Source organism: Exiguobacterium chiriqhucha RW-2 (assembly GCF_000416965.1).
GTDB lineage: Bacteria > Bacillota > Bacilli > Exiguobacteriales > Exiguobacteriaceae > Exiguobacterium > Exiguobacterium chiriqhucha.
On the sequence record NZ_ATCL01000010.1, the window covers coordinates 14,232 to 29,319 of the forward strand.

General features: G+C 48.9%; 18 protein-coding genes. 1 reads left to right on the plus strand and 17 read right to left on the minus strand.

Annotated elements, in window-relative coordinates; translation table 11 throughout:
• Positions 1-96: 96 nt before the first annotated feature.
• The 8 genes from purR to metG all read right to left on the minus strand — a co-directional run bounded on the left by purR (position 97) and on the right by metG (position 7,798).
• Positions 97-921, minus strand: coding sequence for a pur operon repressor (gene purR, locus M467_RS19080; RefSeq protein ID WP_021065749.1), 825 nt, complete (start codon positions 919-921; stop codon positions 97-99).
• 73 nt (positions 922-994) lie between these two features.
• Positions 995-1,858, minus strand: coding sequence for a 4-(cytidine 5'-diphospho)-2-C-methyl-D-erythritol kinase (gene ispE / locus M467_RS19085; RefSeq protein ID WP_034796941.1), 864 nt, complete (start codon positions 1,856-1,858; stop codon positions 995-997).
• Positions 1,859-1,958: 100 nt separating this feature from the next.
• Positions 1,959-2,195, minus strand: coding sequence for a Veg family protein (locus tag M467_RS19090; protein WP_021065751.1), 237 nt, complete (start codon positions 2,193-2,195; stop codon positions 1,959-1,961).
• Positions 2,196-2,277: 82 nt separating this feature from the next.
• Complete coding sequence (gene rsmA / locus M467_RS19095) at positions 2,278-3,156, minus strand: 16S rRNA (adenine(1518)-N(6)/adenine(1519)-N(6))-dimethyltransferase RsmA (RefSeq protein ID WP_021065752.1); 879 nt, start codon at positions 3,154-3,156, stop codon at positions 2,278-2,280.
• Positions 3,153-3,713 carry a ribonuclease M5 gene (rnmV, locus tag M467_RS19100; protein WP_021065753.1) on the minus strand — a complete coding sequence of 187 codons (561 nt, stop codon included), beginning with the start codon at positions 3,711-3,713 and terminating at the stop codon, positions 3,153-3,155. Before rnmV ends, rsmA begins: the two co-directional genes overlap by 4 nt.
• Entirely contained in the window at positions 3,706-5,001 is a 1,296-nt protein-coding gene (locus tag M467_RS19105) for a 3D domain-containing protein (RefSeq protein WP_235045162.1), read from the minus strand. Before M467_RS19105 ends, rnmV begins: the two co-directional genes overlap by 8 nt.
• 14 nt (positions 5,002-5,015) lie before the next feature.
• A complete protein-coding gene (locus M467_RS19110; protein WP_021065755.1) occupies positions 5,016-5,783 on the minus strand; it encodes a TatD family hydrolase in 768 nt (255 codons plus the stop codon).
• 53 nt (positions 5,784-5,836) lie between these two features.
• Positions 5,837-7,798: a methionine--tRNA ligase gene (gene metG / locus M467_RS19115; protein WP_021065756.1), complete on the minus strand. Its 1,962-nt coding sequence runs from the start codon at positions 7,796-7,798 to the stop codon at positions 5,837-5,839.
• A 329-nt stretch (positions 7,799-8,127) separates the two neighbouring features.
• Between metG and M467_RS19120 the strand changes: the two genes are divergently transcribed.
• A complete protein-coding gene (locus M467_RS19120; protein WP_012727742.1) occupies positions 8,128-8,421 on the plus strand; it encodes an AbrB/MazE/SpoVT family DNA-binding domain-containing protein in 294 nt (97 codons plus the stop codon).
• A gap of 16 nt (positions 8,422-8,437) precedes the next feature.
• On the opposite strand, the gene rsmI is transcribed toward M467_RS19120, so the two are convergent.
• The 9 genes from rsmI to M467_RS19165 all read right to left on the minus strand — a co-directional run bounded on the left by rsmI (position 8,438) and on the right by M467_RS19165 (position 14,947).
• Positions 8,438-9,307 (minus strand): 16S rRNA (cytidine(1402)-2'-O)-methyltransferase, encoded by an 870-nt coding sequence (gene rsmI / locus M467_RS19125; protein ID WP_021065757.1) that lies wholly within the window; start codon positions 9,305-9,307, stop codon positions 8,438-8,440.
• Positions 9,279-9,557: a GIY-YIG nuclease family protein gene (locus tag M467_RS19130; protein WP_021065758.1), complete on the minus strand. Its 279-nt coding sequence runs from the start codon at positions 9,555-9,557 to the stop codon at positions 9,279-9,281. The genes rsmI and M467_RS19130 overlap by 29 nt, the downstream gene beginning before the upstream one ends.
• Entirely contained in the window at positions 9,550-10,284 is a 735-nt protein-coding gene (locus M467_RS19135; RefSeq protein WP_021065759.1) for a tRNA1(Val) (adenine(37)-N6)-methyltransferase, read from the minus strand. The genes M467_RS19130 and M467_RS19135 overlap by 8 nt, the downstream gene beginning before the upstream one ends.
• 65 nt (positions 10,285-10,349) lie before the next feature.
• The gene (yabA, locus tag M467_RS19140; protein WP_021065760.1) at positions 10,350-10,685 is read right to left on the minus strand and encodes a DNA replication initiation control protein YabA; all 336 of its coding nucleotides are present in this window, start codon (positions 10,683-10,685) and stop codon (positions 10,350-10,352) included.
• A gap of 23 nt (positions 10,686-10,708) precedes the next feature.
• Complete coding sequence (locus M467_RS19145; RefSeq protein WP_021065761.1) at positions 10,709-11,539, minus strand: PSP1 domain-containing protein; 831 nt, start codon at positions 11,537-11,539, stop codon at positions 10,709-10,711.
• 6 nt (positions 11,540-11,545) lie between these two features.
• A complete protein-coding gene (locus tag M467_RS19150) occupies positions 11,546-12,556 on the minus strand; it encodes a DNA-directed DNA polymerase (protein WP_021065762.1) in 1,011 nt (336 codons plus the stop codon).
• Positions 12,556-12,885: a cyclic-di-AMP receptor gene (locus M467_RS19155; protein WP_029594397.1), complete on the minus strand. Its 330-nt coding sequence runs from the start codon at positions 12,883-12,885 to the stop codon at positions 12,556-12,558. The genes M467_RS19150 and M467_RS19155 overlap by 1 nt, the downstream gene beginning before the upstream one ends.
• A complete protein-coding gene (gene tmk, locus M467_RS19160) occupies positions 12,885-13,523 on the minus strand; it encodes a dTMP kinase (protein ID WP_021065764.1) in 639 nt (212 codons plus the stop codon). The genes M467_RS19155 and tmk overlap by 1 nt, the downstream gene beginning before the upstream one ends.
• A gap of 2 nt (positions 13,524-13,525) precedes the next feature.
• Positions 13,526-14,947, minus strand: coding sequence for an aminotransferase class I/II-fold pyridoxal phosphate-dependent enzyme (locus M467_RS19165; RefSeq protein ID WP_021065765.1), 1,422 nt, complete (start codon positions 14,945-14,947; stop codon positions 13,526-13,528).
• Between the last annotated feature and the right edge of the window lie 141 nt (positions 14,948-15,088).

Below are 15,088 nucleotides of genomic sequence, written 5' to 3' on the forward strand. Positions count from 1 at the left end.
TACTTTCTAAAAGGCTGAGATGATTCCAAGCGAACCGATTGACTTCGTACGAATCTTATACCCTTTCATCATAAAACGAAATCAAATTTTTGCCAATCACTTTAAGAATTGTTCGACGTTTCCACGCGAAATCGTAACGAGACCTTCATCCGAGTCGACGTTCGTCAATTTCATTAAACTGACGTATTCGCTCACCATTTTCTTCTCGGCGCCTTCTGCTTCCATAAGTACGCCGACACCGGCAAGGTTCGCTTCGAACTCGTTCAAGAGACTCATCATTCCGCGAATCGTTCCGCCAGCTTTCATGAAATCGTCAATCAACAGCACGTTCGCGCCACGTGGCAAACTGCGACGCGCGAGCGCCATCGTGCGGATCGCCTTCGACGAACCGGAGACGTAGTTGATACTCACGGTCGAACCTTCGGTGACACGACTATCGGACCGAACGATGACAAACGGTACCCCGAGTTGCTCGGCTACAGCGTAGGCGAGCGGAATCCCTTTCGTCGCAATCGTCATGACGACATCGACTTTCCGATCAGCGAACACCGAGGCGAAGACTTGGCCCATCGGCTTCACTTGACGCGGGTTACCGAGGACGTCTGTCAAATAGAGATAGCCTCCTGGGAGCAACCGTTCTGGCTTCGACAACTGTTCACATAGCCCGTCGATCATCGAGAGCGACTTGTCTTTGCTCCACCCTGGGATGAACATGACGCCACCGGCCGCTCCTGGCACCGTGACCAGTTTACCCGTGCCATCGTGGGCCAACATTTCACTGACAATGACCAAATCTTCACTGATGGATGACTTGGCTGCTTTATAACGGCTCGAAAACATCGATAACGAGACGAGCTGGTGCGGATGGTCCAGCAAATAACGGGTCATATCAACGAGACGACCACTTCTACGAATTTTCATACGGATTCCCCTTCACTTCTTCAATAATAGACGAATGTTCTAAACAGAATATATCATTCTCATTCGTCTTTGTTCAATGTTTTTTGCCGAGAATCCGAACGACGAACACTTCAGGACAAAATCCTTTCAGCCCGTTATAGACACGATGTGCTTTTTGTTCATGCTCAATTAGTGCGAATACGGTCGGACCACTTCCACTCATGAGCACCCCATCCGCTCCGCAGTGGAGCATCGTTTCTTTGATTTGGCGAACTTCCGGATGAAGTTCGAGCGTGACCGCCTCAAGGGCATTGCCTAAGTTTGAACAGATACCATCAAAATCACGATCACGAATCGCCGTGACCATAGCCTCGGTGTTTGGATGCACAATCTTCTCCATCTCTACCGCGCGATAGACGTCGGCCGTCGATACCCCGATTTTCGGTTTCGCCAAGACGACGTAACACGGTGGCGGTGACGGGATTGTCTCTAACTGTTCACCGCGTCCGCGCGCGATGGCTGTTCCCCCCATGACACAAAACGATACGTCCGATCCGACGGCGGCCCCAAGTTCGGCCAACTCTTCTAACGACAGGCCGAGGTCGAACAGGTCGTTCATACCTCGAAGCGTCGCGGCAGCGTCACTTGATCCGCCAGCTAGCCCTGCCGCGACCGGAATCTGCTTATCCAATACGATTTCGACACCTTGCTTGATGCCAAATCGCTTCCGCAACAACTCGGCTGCACGATACGCCAAGTTCCGGTGGTCATTCGGCACATAGGCATGTTCAGATTGAATCCGAATCTCGTCTGTATCAAGGACGGTCAATTCCAGTCGATCCGATAAATCCACTGTCGTCATTACCATTTCTACTTCATGATAGCCATCTGCCCGCTTCCCAAGGACGTCAAGCGTCAAATTGATTTTTGCCGGCGCTTTCACACTGATCGTGCGCATATCGTTCACCCTTCCCATGTATCTCCTGTTCGCCATTGTACCGTAAACGAGCGCACAAAAAAAGAAGCAGCTGCCAATGCATCCGCCTCTCATTTATCGTTCAATTGCTGAATTCAATTTTAACTGTATCCGTTAGGACATCAGCGTAGCTATATGAGACACGTTCCACGTTATGATGGTCTTCATCCAATTTGACGACGAACACCGCGGGATACGTCTCAACGAGCGTTCCAAACCGAGTAACGACTTTCTTACGACCGCCGTTTGCTTTCAACGTCAATCGTTCTCCAACATGCGATTCGAGTTTCTGTCTGATTTCTTGCAACGTCTTTGGCATACGCTTCACCTCACTGTTACAAGTATAACACATTCAGAAATGAAAATAAAGATTAATATTATATCGATTCGCTATCCGGTCGTCAACTGTTTTTAAGTGGTAAAATTGTGTCCGCTAACCGTGCAAACTCTTCAAGCGAAAGCGTTTCGCCTCGCCGTTTTGGATCGATTTCAGCCTCACCCAAGAGACGTTCGATTTCCATTTTTTTATCTTTGCCCAGGTGATTCGTCAAGTTATTCAAAATCGTTTTCCGACGTTGCGCGAAACTGGCACGGGCAATCTCAAAGAAGAAGGCTTCATCCTTCACGTCGACCGCCGGTTTGGGGCGCATCTTCAACGTGATGACCGCTGAATCGACGTTCGGCGCCGGCATGAACACACTTTTCGGGACGATAAAGCTCACGTTCGCCTCTGCGTAATACTGAATTGCAATCGAAAGAGAGCCGTATGCTTTCGTCCCAGGCTTCGCTCCGATCCGCTCGGCAACTTCTTTTTGAATCATCATGACGAGTGAGCGGAACTTGATTTGGCTTTCCAGTAAACGCATGATGATTGGCGTCGTCACGTAATACGGCAAGTTCGCCACGACCGAGATGTCTTCAATACCTTGACTGAAAAACTCACGCTCGACGATGGATTGAATATCGAGCTCGAGCGCATCGCCGTGGATGACATGCACGTGTGGATAAGGAGACATCGTGTCTTCCAAAATCGGAAGCAGACGTTGGTCGATTTCGAGGGCGACGACCTTTTTAGCCCGCTTGGCAGACTGTTCCGTCAATGACCCGATACCGGGACCGATTTCGAGCACCCCGCTCGCCTCTCCCAGCTCCGCGGCGTCCACGATTTTATTCAAAATATTTAAATCGATTAAAAAGTTCTGCCCAAGCGACTTTTTAAACGAGAAGCCGTGACGTTCTAGAATTGATTTCGTGCGTTGAATTGTGGCGATGTCTTTCAATGATTTTCCTCCTCTAACTGAGCCAGTGCTCGTTCCCATTCTTCAATCGTGACCCGTAACGCTTCCACACGTTTCACAAACTGTTTCGCGTTCGGTTCACCAATGCGAAGTAACACCCCGAGTCGTTTGCGCCGCCGCGCCGCGTCTGGTCCGCCAATCAAATCGGCCTCGAGCACCATCTGACGGGTGACGAGCGGCATGTCCGTCTCAACCCGCTGTTCATACAACGCTTCGAGCACACGGCGAATCGTCGCGGGAGAAGCATGCTCGACCCCGATTTTACCGCGCTTGTCTTTCGCTTCGGCTCGAGGGAGATAGGCATGCTTGCACCCTTTGACTTGCTCCTCGACGATGGCCCGGATTCGGTCACCCGGATAATCTGGATCTGTCAAAATAATCACGCCCCGTGTCTCTTGGGCACGTTTGATTCGCTCGATTGTTTGCTTCGAAACAGCCGACCCGTTCGTCTCAATCGTATCGACGTCATACACTTCTTGTAGCCGCGTCGTGTCGTCTCGACCTTCGACGACAATCACTTCTTGTATCTTTTCACGCATCATCAGTTCCTTCTTTCTCTTCTTGCTTGGGGATGACCCAAATCGTGAGTGGCTGACGCCCAAACGTCACTGCCTCTTCTTTCGAATCCATCATCACATCGATTTTATTGCCTTTGATGGCACTACCTGTGTCTAAGGCAATCGCCATCCCAAACCCTTCAACGTACACGCGTGTGCCGAGCGGGATGATGGCTGGATCGACTGCAATGATTCGCATGCCTTCATACAGAATCGTGTCCGTCACATCATAACCGCTGCGCGTCAGTACCCTGCCGTCAAACGTGATCGTATCTTCCGCATTGTTCGTATACGCCGTCGCCTCGACGAGAAGCTGTTTCGCAGAGGTGAAATCTAAGACGTCCTCGGCTCGAGGCGTCTCTTCGATTTTAATCTCTGCTTCCTCTCGAAACGGGCTCGACGGTTCGGTCGTTGCCGTCTCCTCTTGTTCTTGCTCGGTCTCTTGATTCGCCTCTGGTTCAGCTACGATTCTCGTTCCAAGTTTTATGATTTGAGGGCGCACGGTTCGCAGCGTTTCCACGCTCGTTTCGGTCCGATTTGTAATTGTACCATTTTCCACTGTCAGTGCATACCGCGTCCGTTCGAGTCCAGGGACACCGACTTGAACAACCTCGGTTTCTCCGAGCGCAAGCGTGTCGTCCTCTTCTCTGACGATTTCAAATGGGATGAGTCGATTCTCATACTGCACGACGTCTCGACTCACATTGACCGTGATTGTCATCCCATCTCGCACTGGTGTCGCCAGAGCCGGTTCGACAGTATCCTTATCAGAAACCGTCACATTCGCCTCCTGTAGTGCCTGCTCGACAGTTTGAGCCATCGTATGAACCGTCTTCGCCTCATCGCCGACAATGACATCGAGGGCGACGACAGGCTGATACCGGATGGTCATACCCGATGTAATCGGGGTACGGACGCCCGGGTAGACATCGTCCCCGTCACGGACACTCACTCCATAACGAAGCAACACGTCTTCGACAGTCCGTTCACGCGTCTCAATCGTTTCGATTTGTCCGTAACCAATTTGTAGCGAGACGGTACGGGCCCGCTCAATCTGAATAACTCGGTCGAGCGGGATATCCGCACTCAAAGCCGGCGTCACGACGTCTGACTCGTCAACGACAATCCCCGTCTCTTCAAGCACATCTAACACCGACTCGCCCCGACTCTCATGCACCATCGTCACTCCGTCATCGATGATGGTGACAGGTTCTGGTTGCATCGCCATATAGGCGAACACAGCGGTGGCCACGACGCCGACGCTTAACACGATCCGTCTGAACATCATGGGAGACGGAACAGGCGCTTCGCATTAGCGGTCGTCGCCTCAGCAAGTGCGTCGTAAGACATGTCACGTAGCGATGCAATCTCTTCGGCGACATACGTGACGTAAGCCGGTTCGTTCCGCTTGCCACGGAACGGCGTCGGCGTTAAATACGGACAGTCTGTCTCTACGAGGAGTCGATCGAGCGGGACTTGTTGTGCCACCGCTTTTGGTACTTTCGCATTCTTGAACGTCACCGGTCCCCCAAGAGAAATATAGAAGTTCAAACGCAGACAGCGCTCCAACAGTTCGACGGACATGCTGTAACTATGGAACACACCCCCGACCTCTTCGGCGTGTTCTTCCTCTAAAATATCGAGCACGTCGGCGGTCGCTTCCCGATTGTGAATCACGATCGGCATATTCGTCCGTTTCGCGATGGCGATTTGTTGCCGGAACACGTGCTGTTGGACATCTTTAGGTGATTTGTCCCAATGATAGTCGAGCCCGATCTCCCCGAGCGCCATTACTTTCGGATGATCCATCAATGTCTCGATTCTTGCCAAATCGGCCTCCGTGCAATCGACGGCGTCGACTGGGTGCCAGCCGACGATCGCGTAAATGTCTTCATACGTTTCCGCGAGCTCGATGGCACGCGTGATGGTCGGATTGTCGAACCCGACGACGAGCATCGGGGAAACGCCCGCAGCACGAGCTCGTTCAATCGTCGCTTCGACGTCTTCATTGAACTGTTCTGCATTGATATGTGTGTGTGTATCAATCAACATGATGGTTCCTCCTTGTATAGACAAAGAGGGAGACCGAAGTCTCCCCCAAACGATTATTTGACGATGGCCCCGTTCGGCATATTCTCAGATACGGTCGCAAGTTCAAGCTTGCCGTCTTTATCCGCCGCTAAAATCATCCCTTGTGACAATTCGCCACGCAGTTTGACCGGCTTCAAGTTGGCGACAACGATGACTTTCTTGCCAACCAAGTCTTCCGGCGCATACCATTCCGCGATACCCGAGACGATTTGACGCGTCTCCCCGCCAAGGTCGACTTGAAGTTTCAACAACTTCTTCGCCTTCTTGATTTTATCGGCTTCGATGATTTGACCGACACGGAACTCGACTTGGTCAAAGACGTCAATCGTGATTTCTGGACGCACGTCCTCATCTTCGACGTCGCCCGCTTCCGCTTCGACTTCTTCGACACGAGCTTGCGACGCTTGACGCATCATCTCTTGAATCGCATCGACTTCTTCTTTGACGTCACGACGCGGGAAAATCGGTGTCCCGTCTGTGACGACGGCTCCATCGAACGCCGCGAACGTATCGAGCGCTTCCCATGACATATCTTCTCCTTCGAGACCGAGCTGACGGAACATCTCTTTCGGCGCCCGTGTCATGAACGGTTGAATCATGACCGCGACGTGACGGAGCACGCCGGCGAGGTGAGTCATCACCGACGCCAGTTCGTCTCGTTTCGTTTCATCCTTCGCAAGGACCCACGGTTGTGTCTCATCAATGTATTTATTGGCACGGCTAACGAGTTGCCAGATGCTTGTGAGCGCCACCGAAAACTCCATGTGTTCCATAGCCGCTTCCGTCTTCGCTGTCGTCTCGTTGACGACTTGAAGCAATGAGGCATCGAATTCCGTCACATTGCCCGCGTACGCCGGAATGTTCCCATCAAAATACTTCTTAATCATGGCCACGGTCCGGTTGAGCAGGTTCCCGAGGTCGTTCGCCAGGTCAAAGTTCAAGCGATCGACGAACGCTTCCGGTGTGAACGTACCGTCTGCCCCGAATGGAACTTCACGAAGAAGATAGTAGCGGAGCGAGTCGAGTCCGTAACGGTCGATGAGTGGAATTGGGTCGACGACGTTGCCTTTTGATTTCGACATTTTACCGTCTTTCATGAGCAACCAACCATGTGCGAAAACTTGTTTCGGTAACGGGAGATCAAGCGCCATGAGCAACGCTGGCCAAATGATTGTATGGAACCGGACGATCTCTTTTCCGACCAAATGGACATCGGCTGGCCAATAGCGGTTGAACAACTCGTCGTTGTCCGACCCGTAGCCGAGGGCAGAGATATAGTTCGTAAGGGCATCGACCCATACGTATACGACATGCTTCGGGTTCGATGGGACTTGTACACCCCAGTCAAACGTCGTCCGTGAGACAGCCAAGTCTTGAAGACCCGGCTTCAAGAAGTTGTTGATCATCTCCGTTTTGCGCGATTCTGGCAAGATGAAGTCAGGGTGCGACTCGAAGTACTCGATCAAACGATCCGCATACTTGCTGAGACGGAAGAAGTAACACTCTTCGCGCACGAGTTCGACTGGGTGACCGCTGTCCGGGCTCTTCCCGTCGATGAGCTGAGACTCCGTATAATACGTTTCATCAGGAATCGAGTACCAACCTTCATACTCTCCGAGATAAATATCATCATTTTTAAGAAGCGTCTCGAACACATGCTCGACGACAGCTTTGTGGCGTGCGTCTGTTGTACGGATGTAGTCATCATATGAGATTTCGAGACGGTCCCATAACACTTTGATGTCTTTGACAACTTCATCCACGAACGCTTGCGGTGTCACACCGGCTTCTTTCGCTTTTTCTTGAATCTTTTGACCGTGTTCATCCGTCCCAGTCAAATAACGAACGTCAAAACCTTTCAAACGCTTATAGCGCGCGATCGCATCGCCGGCCACCGTCGTATAAGCGTGACCGATGTGTAGTTTGGCACTCGGATAGTAAATCGGAGTCGTAATATAAAAAGTAGGCTTCGCCATTGTATGTTCTCCATCCTTTCGACATTTGCAATTTCCATTATACACGGTTCGACAAAAGAATTTCCAAACCAATTGTTTGGAATTTTTTTGTTGTTATCTCATAAAATATGTTCCAAAAAAACCCTTTCTTTGTTTCAGGTCCTAACTTTCGGGGAATTTTAGGTATATATCGCTCCTACATCGTCATTTTTCGAAAATGTAGATTTCCAATAGTAAGCAGTTGACTGCAATTGGAAAGTTTAGTATGCTTTTTGCTGTAGTAACATTGTCGAATTTTGACGACTCATGTCACCAAGAGATTTCGACACCATTGGAGGAGGAAACACAAAATGAAATCTACAGGTATCGTACGGAAAGTTGATGAGCTCGGTCGTGTCGTCATTCCAATCGAATTGCGCCGCACACTCGGGATCGCTGAGAAAGATGCACTTGAAATCTACGTCGACAACGATCAAATCGTGTTGAAAAAATACAAACCGAACATGACTTGCCAAGTGACGGGCGAAGTATCGGATGACAACTTCAAGTTGGCTGACGGTAAATTGATCCTTTCACCAGAAGGCGCACAACGCGTTCTCGTCGAGTTGAAAAACATGCTCGAAAACTACTACAGTGAAGAGTAAGCAAGGGATTCCTTGCTTACTCTTTTTTGTCGACTTGATGATACGCGTCATACACTTCACTCCGTGACAGACCCCGCTCTTTAGCGGCTTGTTTAATGGCAGCGTTCGGTTTTAAGCCGTCTTCAATGTAACGGTCGACGTGCTCGAGGGGCGATAGTGCCTCCCACCAATCGTGTGTCGGTGCCGCTTCCGTCGATCCTTCCACCATGACGACGAATTCGCCGCGTACTTCGCCTTCGCACCAGACCAACGCCTCTTCTACCGTCCCTCGTAAAAACTCTTCAAACGTTTTCGTCAACTCTCGTCCGAGAACGAGTTGCCGATTGCCGAACACGTCTTGAATCCCGGTCAGCATCTCTTTTAACCGATGTGGCGCTTCATAAAAAATGATAGTGCCCGGTTCATATTGTAAGGATGACAACACATCGAGGCGCTCTTTCTTTTTACGGGGCAAGAATCCATAATACAAAAACCGCTCGGTCGCAAGACCAGAGGCGACAAGAGCCGTCAATGCTGCGTTCGCTCCAGGGAGTACGACGACGGGGAGCCTCGCTTGAATGGCCAACCTCACGAGGTCACTCCCAGGGTCTGAGATACCCGGCATGCCAGCGTCTGAGACCACGGCGACCGACTTGCCCGCCTCGATATCTTCGATTAAACGCGGGCCACTCACGTGCTTATTATGCTCATGGTAGCTGACCAGTTTCGTCTCAATGCCGAAATGGCGACAGAGTTTCATCGTTTGGCGCGTGTCTTCAGCCGCAATCAAATCGACTTCTCCTAAAATTCGAACCGCCCGATACGTCATGTCTTCTAAATTTCCAATCGGCGTCGGCACAACATAGAGCGTGGGCCCATCAGTCTGGTAACTTTTCTGTGAGTTCATTACTCGTTCCCTCCATCAATTGCTGTTTTTGAGCCCGCGTGAGTTGTTTGATGGACCATTCGTACTGCATGGCTTCGCGTTTGGTCGCAAACGACCTGACATATCGCAACGTCACCGGGAGACGAGCCCGTGTATATTTCGCACCTTTGCCGTTGTTATGCACTTCCATCCGCTTATCCACATCCGTCGTATATCCGGTATAGTACGTGCCATCGTTGCACTCGAGAATATAGGCAAAGTGCTTACGCATCGAGGATTGCCCGCATGTCGCTCGTATACGTGTCATCTTCCTCATAAACGATAAACGGAGGTAAGATTGTGAGCCCTGCTTTTCCATCTTTCGACCCCTCTATTAACAATGTGTTCGCGTCTCGACCTTGCTTCGGATAAACGAGTTGCATTCGCTTTGGTTCAATCCGATACGCCCGCATGAGCGTCAGAATGTCGAGTAATCGTTCTGGACGATGGACGAAGGCTACTTTGCCACCCGGTTTGACGAGTTGACTGGCTGAACGAATACAGTCTTCTAGTGTGCAAAGGACTTCATGGCGTGCAATCGTATGATGTTCATTTTGATTGCGTAGCGATGTCTCGTTCGCCAAAAAATAAGGGGGATTGCATGTGACAACATCGTAACGGGCATGACCTAATCGACTTGCAGCGGTTTTCACGTCCCCTTCAACGATGTGGAGCCTCTCGTCCAACTCATTGATGGCAATGCTACGATTGGCCATGTCGACGAGGCGAGGCTGGATTTCAACACCCGTGACCGTCCCTTTCGTTCGATATGATAAAAAGAGCGGAATCGCCCCCGTGCCGGCGCACAAATCGACGAGCTTCCCTTTTTGAATCGGCACCCATACAAATTCGGCGAGTAATACGGCATCCAATGAAAATGAAAAAACGTCATCACTTTGAATGATCTTGCCGGGACGCCCTAACAAATCATCAAGACGTTCACCTTGTTTAACAGTCACGCCATTTCCCTCCTACATAACGTACAAAGGCGACGGACGGGAATACCCCCGTCTATCGCCCCTTATTAATGTTTATTTAGCATCGACATGCAGAAGAGACAGTCTCCGTCTTTTCTAACTTGTCCATAATGCAAATTACAAATGTGAAATCCTTCTTGGTATAGCGCCGCCAGATTGTTCTGTCCTTTTCCGGACAACGCAATTTGGGGATCCCCATCAGGCGTCTCGACTTCTGCAAGTTGCTCCACTTTTTCACGCAAATGATGGTTTTCGAGATACATGTGTTGGTTTTCTTCGAGCAAATAGGCGAGTTGCTCTTTGAGCACCCCTAAATGCTCCGTCAACAATTGCATTTGTTGCTCGATCGCATCGACCCGCATCATGACTTCCTTTTTATCCATTCTTTCCACTGCTCAGCACCCCATCACTGTTTCGACGGTTTTCGTTTGACTGCACCGACCTCGACGAGCTCGTCGATTGTATACGTCACAACACGGGTCCGATCATTCAACTCGACTTGAATCAATTGATCCAAGATATTGAGACCGATGACACGTCCGTCACCTTCTGGAATTTTGATTCGTTTTCCGACGTCTGGTAAATCCCGCTTCAATTCTTCATACGTATCATTCTCGTATTTCAGACAGCACATGAGACGACCACACACACCGGAGATTTTATTCGGATTCAAGGATAAGTTCTGATCCTTGGCCATCTTAATCGATACCGGCTCAAATTCCCCTAAAAACGAGGAGCAGCACAACACACGACCACAAGGCCCGATTCCGCTCAGCAGTTTCGCTTCGTCCCGAACTCCAATTTGACGGAGTTCGATCCGGGTGCGAAACACACTTGCTAAATCTTTGACGAGTTCCCGAAAATCAACGCGCCCTTCTGCCGTGAAATAAAAGATGACTTTATTACGATCAAATGTATACTCAACATCTACTAACTTCATTTCAAGTCGATGTTCACGAATTTTTTCTTCACAGACGGCGTGAGCGTCAAATGCTGCCAATCGATTGTCTTGAACGATTTCGGCATCTTTTTGATCGGCGACACGAAGGATTGTCTTTAACGGCAATACTACTTCGTCTTCACCCAGTTGCTTACCAACTTGGACGACTTCACCGTATTCGATGCCTCGTACCGTCTCTACGATGACATGGTCTCCACGTTCAAGCGTTGCTTCGCCTGGTGAAAAGTAATAGATTTTTCCCGCTTCTTTAAAACGGACTCCGACTACTTCAAGCACGCTCTCCTATCCTTTCTGCAAATCGAACGTTAACCGTTCGAACGTTAATTGAGGATTGACGTTTGCCTCAAGCCGTCGAATCGCCTCATGGACAGATTCAATAGCATGGACGATTTTATGAACCGGACGATCTTTTACAAACGCGGTATATAGCGCTTGTTCTTTCGTAAACAACTCCGGAACATAGTCTGTTCGCACTTTGAAGTGGAGCGCTTGCTCCAACCAATTTCCGAACAGCTCGAGACCGACTCGCAATTCATTCCGCCCTTTAAAATGACCGAGCCATTTTTCTTGGGCGAATAAAAGCAATTCTTGCGGGCGTTTTGTCAACACTTCAACTAATTGTACCACTAGCCCATACGCCTGTACAAACCAGTCGTTGTGAAGCGCCTCACGGGCGTCTTCGAATTTCGGATATGTCTCTAAAGCAAGACGTGCTAAATCGCTCGTACATTGCACGTCTGCGACCAACGTTTCCACAAGCCGTTCTCGATCAATCGGTCGAAACACTAAATGCTGAGCCCGCGAGCGAATGGTTGGTAATAAGAGTTGCGGCTGGGTCGTGACCAAGATGGCCAGTTTCCCAACGCCCGGTTCTTCGAAAAATTTTAAGAGACTGTTGGCCGCCTGAGGTGTCATTTTATGCGCTTGATGAATGACATATATTTGACGGTCCCCTTCTGCTCCACGTAGCGACAAGTCGCTCAACAATTGTTGAACTTGTTCTTTTTTGATACTGGCCCCATCCGGTTCCACTTCCATATAGTCGACGAGGTTCCCCGAATCCATCCGTCTACAGTTTCGACAACTGCCACAGGGCTCTACTCCGTCAGGCGACTCGCAAAAAAGGGATTTTGCAAACAGTTGCGCCGTCTCAATTAAATAAGGTTCATAATCTCCTGAGAAAATATAGGCGTGACCCACCTTTTGAGCGACAATCGAATTTTCAATCACTTTGGCGATAACCGTTTGAGATTTCGCTAACTCTTGAAAGCTCATATTCGTGACCGTTCCCATTAAAACTGATGGAATCCTTCAATCGGCAAGACGAACACAGTCGCTCCGCCAACTTGTACTTCTACCGGATACGGAATATATGAATCAGCGTGACCGCCCATCGGTGAAATCGGCGTGATCATTTGATCTCGGCTCGAGCAATTCGATTTGATTAGCGCGAGCAAATCATCTAACCGTTCTTTTGGTACACCAATCATGAACGTTGTGTTACCTTCTTTCAAAAAGCCTCCCGTTGTGGCTAATTTTGTTGCGCGGAAGTCCTCTTCGATTAAAGCATCTGACAACCGAGCACTGTCCTTATCATGTACAATCGCGATTACCATCTTCATCATTGCGTCACTCCTCTTTCATTTAATCGTTCTAACGTAATGTCTAACACTTCATCTTGAATCATTTCAATTGTAGCGTTCGCATCGATACGAACCATCCGATCCGGATGTTGTTCTAATATTTTTTTGAACCCATCGTATACGCGTTGATGGAAAGACTCATCTCGGCTCTCGATACGGTCTAATTGACCTCGATCTTTCATGCGACGACTCGCTTGATCAGGGGGCAAATCAAAGAGGAAAGTCAAATCGGGTTTAATCCCGGCCGTTGCCCACTCGTTCAGTGATAGAATTTGATTCAAATCATATTGGAGTCCATATCCTTGATAGGCAATCGAGGCATCGACAAATCGATCACACACAACAATCGCCCCTCGTTTAAGAGCAGGTCGAATCACTTGATCGATGTTTTGGGCACGGGACGCGGCATACAGCATCATCTCGACGCGTGGGGTCATTTCATCATGTTCTGGTGATAATAAGACCTCTCGAATACTGTTTCCGACTTTGGTCCCTCCTGGTTCTCGAGTGACGACTACTTCGTATCCTTTTTCAGTCAATGAACGAACTAACAATTGCAACTGCGTGGTTTTCCCCGAACCGTCGGGACCTTCTACAGTAATAAACATACCTTTCACGATTAAAACTCCTCTACGATAACATCAATTTGTTTCATCATAACATGCCTACTTGCTTGAAGGTTCCGTCCTAGTGAAATCCATTCATTCAATACCCTAATTTTCTCGTGTGTGATGACTTCTCCTCTTAGTATCCACGGAATTCCTGGTGGATAAGGGATAACGGTTTCTGCAGCGACGGCTCCTATTGCTTGTTCAAACGATTTGCGAATGATATCTGCATCATCTGAAATAGCATGCAACACCGAAACACGTTCTGTCATCGGGTAAGGATAAATTGTTTCATCTTCGACAATGAGCGGGACATGTTGTGATGCATTTTTAATCAGTTTTACCCAATGTTGAATCTCTTGGCTTTTTAATTCCCTTAACGGCAGGCAGAATAACACATGATCTTCTGCAGCTAGTTCCGCATCAATACCGATTGACGCCAAATGTTGACTAAAGATGAGACCATTTTTCGGATATGTCAGTACGGTCATTTTGGTAAAATCATCGCCCACTTTGATTGAAAAGCCAGCTCGTCTCATTTCCATGATGAATGCGAAATGACTTTTTTGAATATGTGTCCAATCTCGTTCACTCAAATTTTCGAGATACTCTCTAGCGTAATCGAGTGAAGCCATAATCAAATAAGACGGACTAGACGTTTGAAAAGAAGAGAGTGCATGAAATAAACGTTTCTCATTAATCTCTTCCTTATAGTGGACCCAAGCACCCATCGTGAGCGCTGGAAGGGTTTTATGAGCAGACTGGACAACGGCGCTAGCTCCTTCGAAAATAGCGGATCGCTTTGGAAATGTAGGATGAATCAAATGAGCGCCATGTGCTTCATCAACTAAGAGAGGAATATGCAACGGACGCAAATAAGCACTGATCTCCGGGATGTTTGCCATATCTCCGTAATAAGTAGGAGATGTCAGTAGGAGGGCCTTCCCACCTGGGTACTGCGTGACAGCATCTTGAATTGTTTCTAATGTGACGACAGTCGGTAAACTGCTCCCCCTATCTAATTCAGGAGTGAGTAAAATGGGTTCTAAACCGAGCCACTCAATGGCGTTCCACACGGATTTGTGGGAATTACGTTGTACATATACTCGTTCTCCCCGTTTCACAGTTGCTGCCAATAGACTCCAGTTTCCCGCCGTTGACCCATTCACTAACCATTTACTTTTACTTTGATAAAGAGATCCTAGTGCCCTCTCTCCTTCTAGAATAATACCTTCAGCATGGTGTAAATCATCCAAGTGTCCGAGTTCTGTTAAATCGTATGGCATTATTTTTTGGAATACAGTCGGAAGTTTCTCATCTCTTACTGTTCCATTGTGATGACCAGGTACATGAAAAGAGACACGATCTTCGCGTACATGTTGCTCCAATGTTTCCATAAATGTGAAAGGATTATGTTTAGGTTTTCGAGTCATATAGGCAACCTTCCTATCCGAAATAGATGCGACTTATATACAAAAAGAGACGATCAAGCGGATGCTTGATCGTCTTTCGCGTTGGCCTGGCAACGTCCTATCCTCACAGGGGGAGACCCCCAACTACTTTCGGCGCTGAAG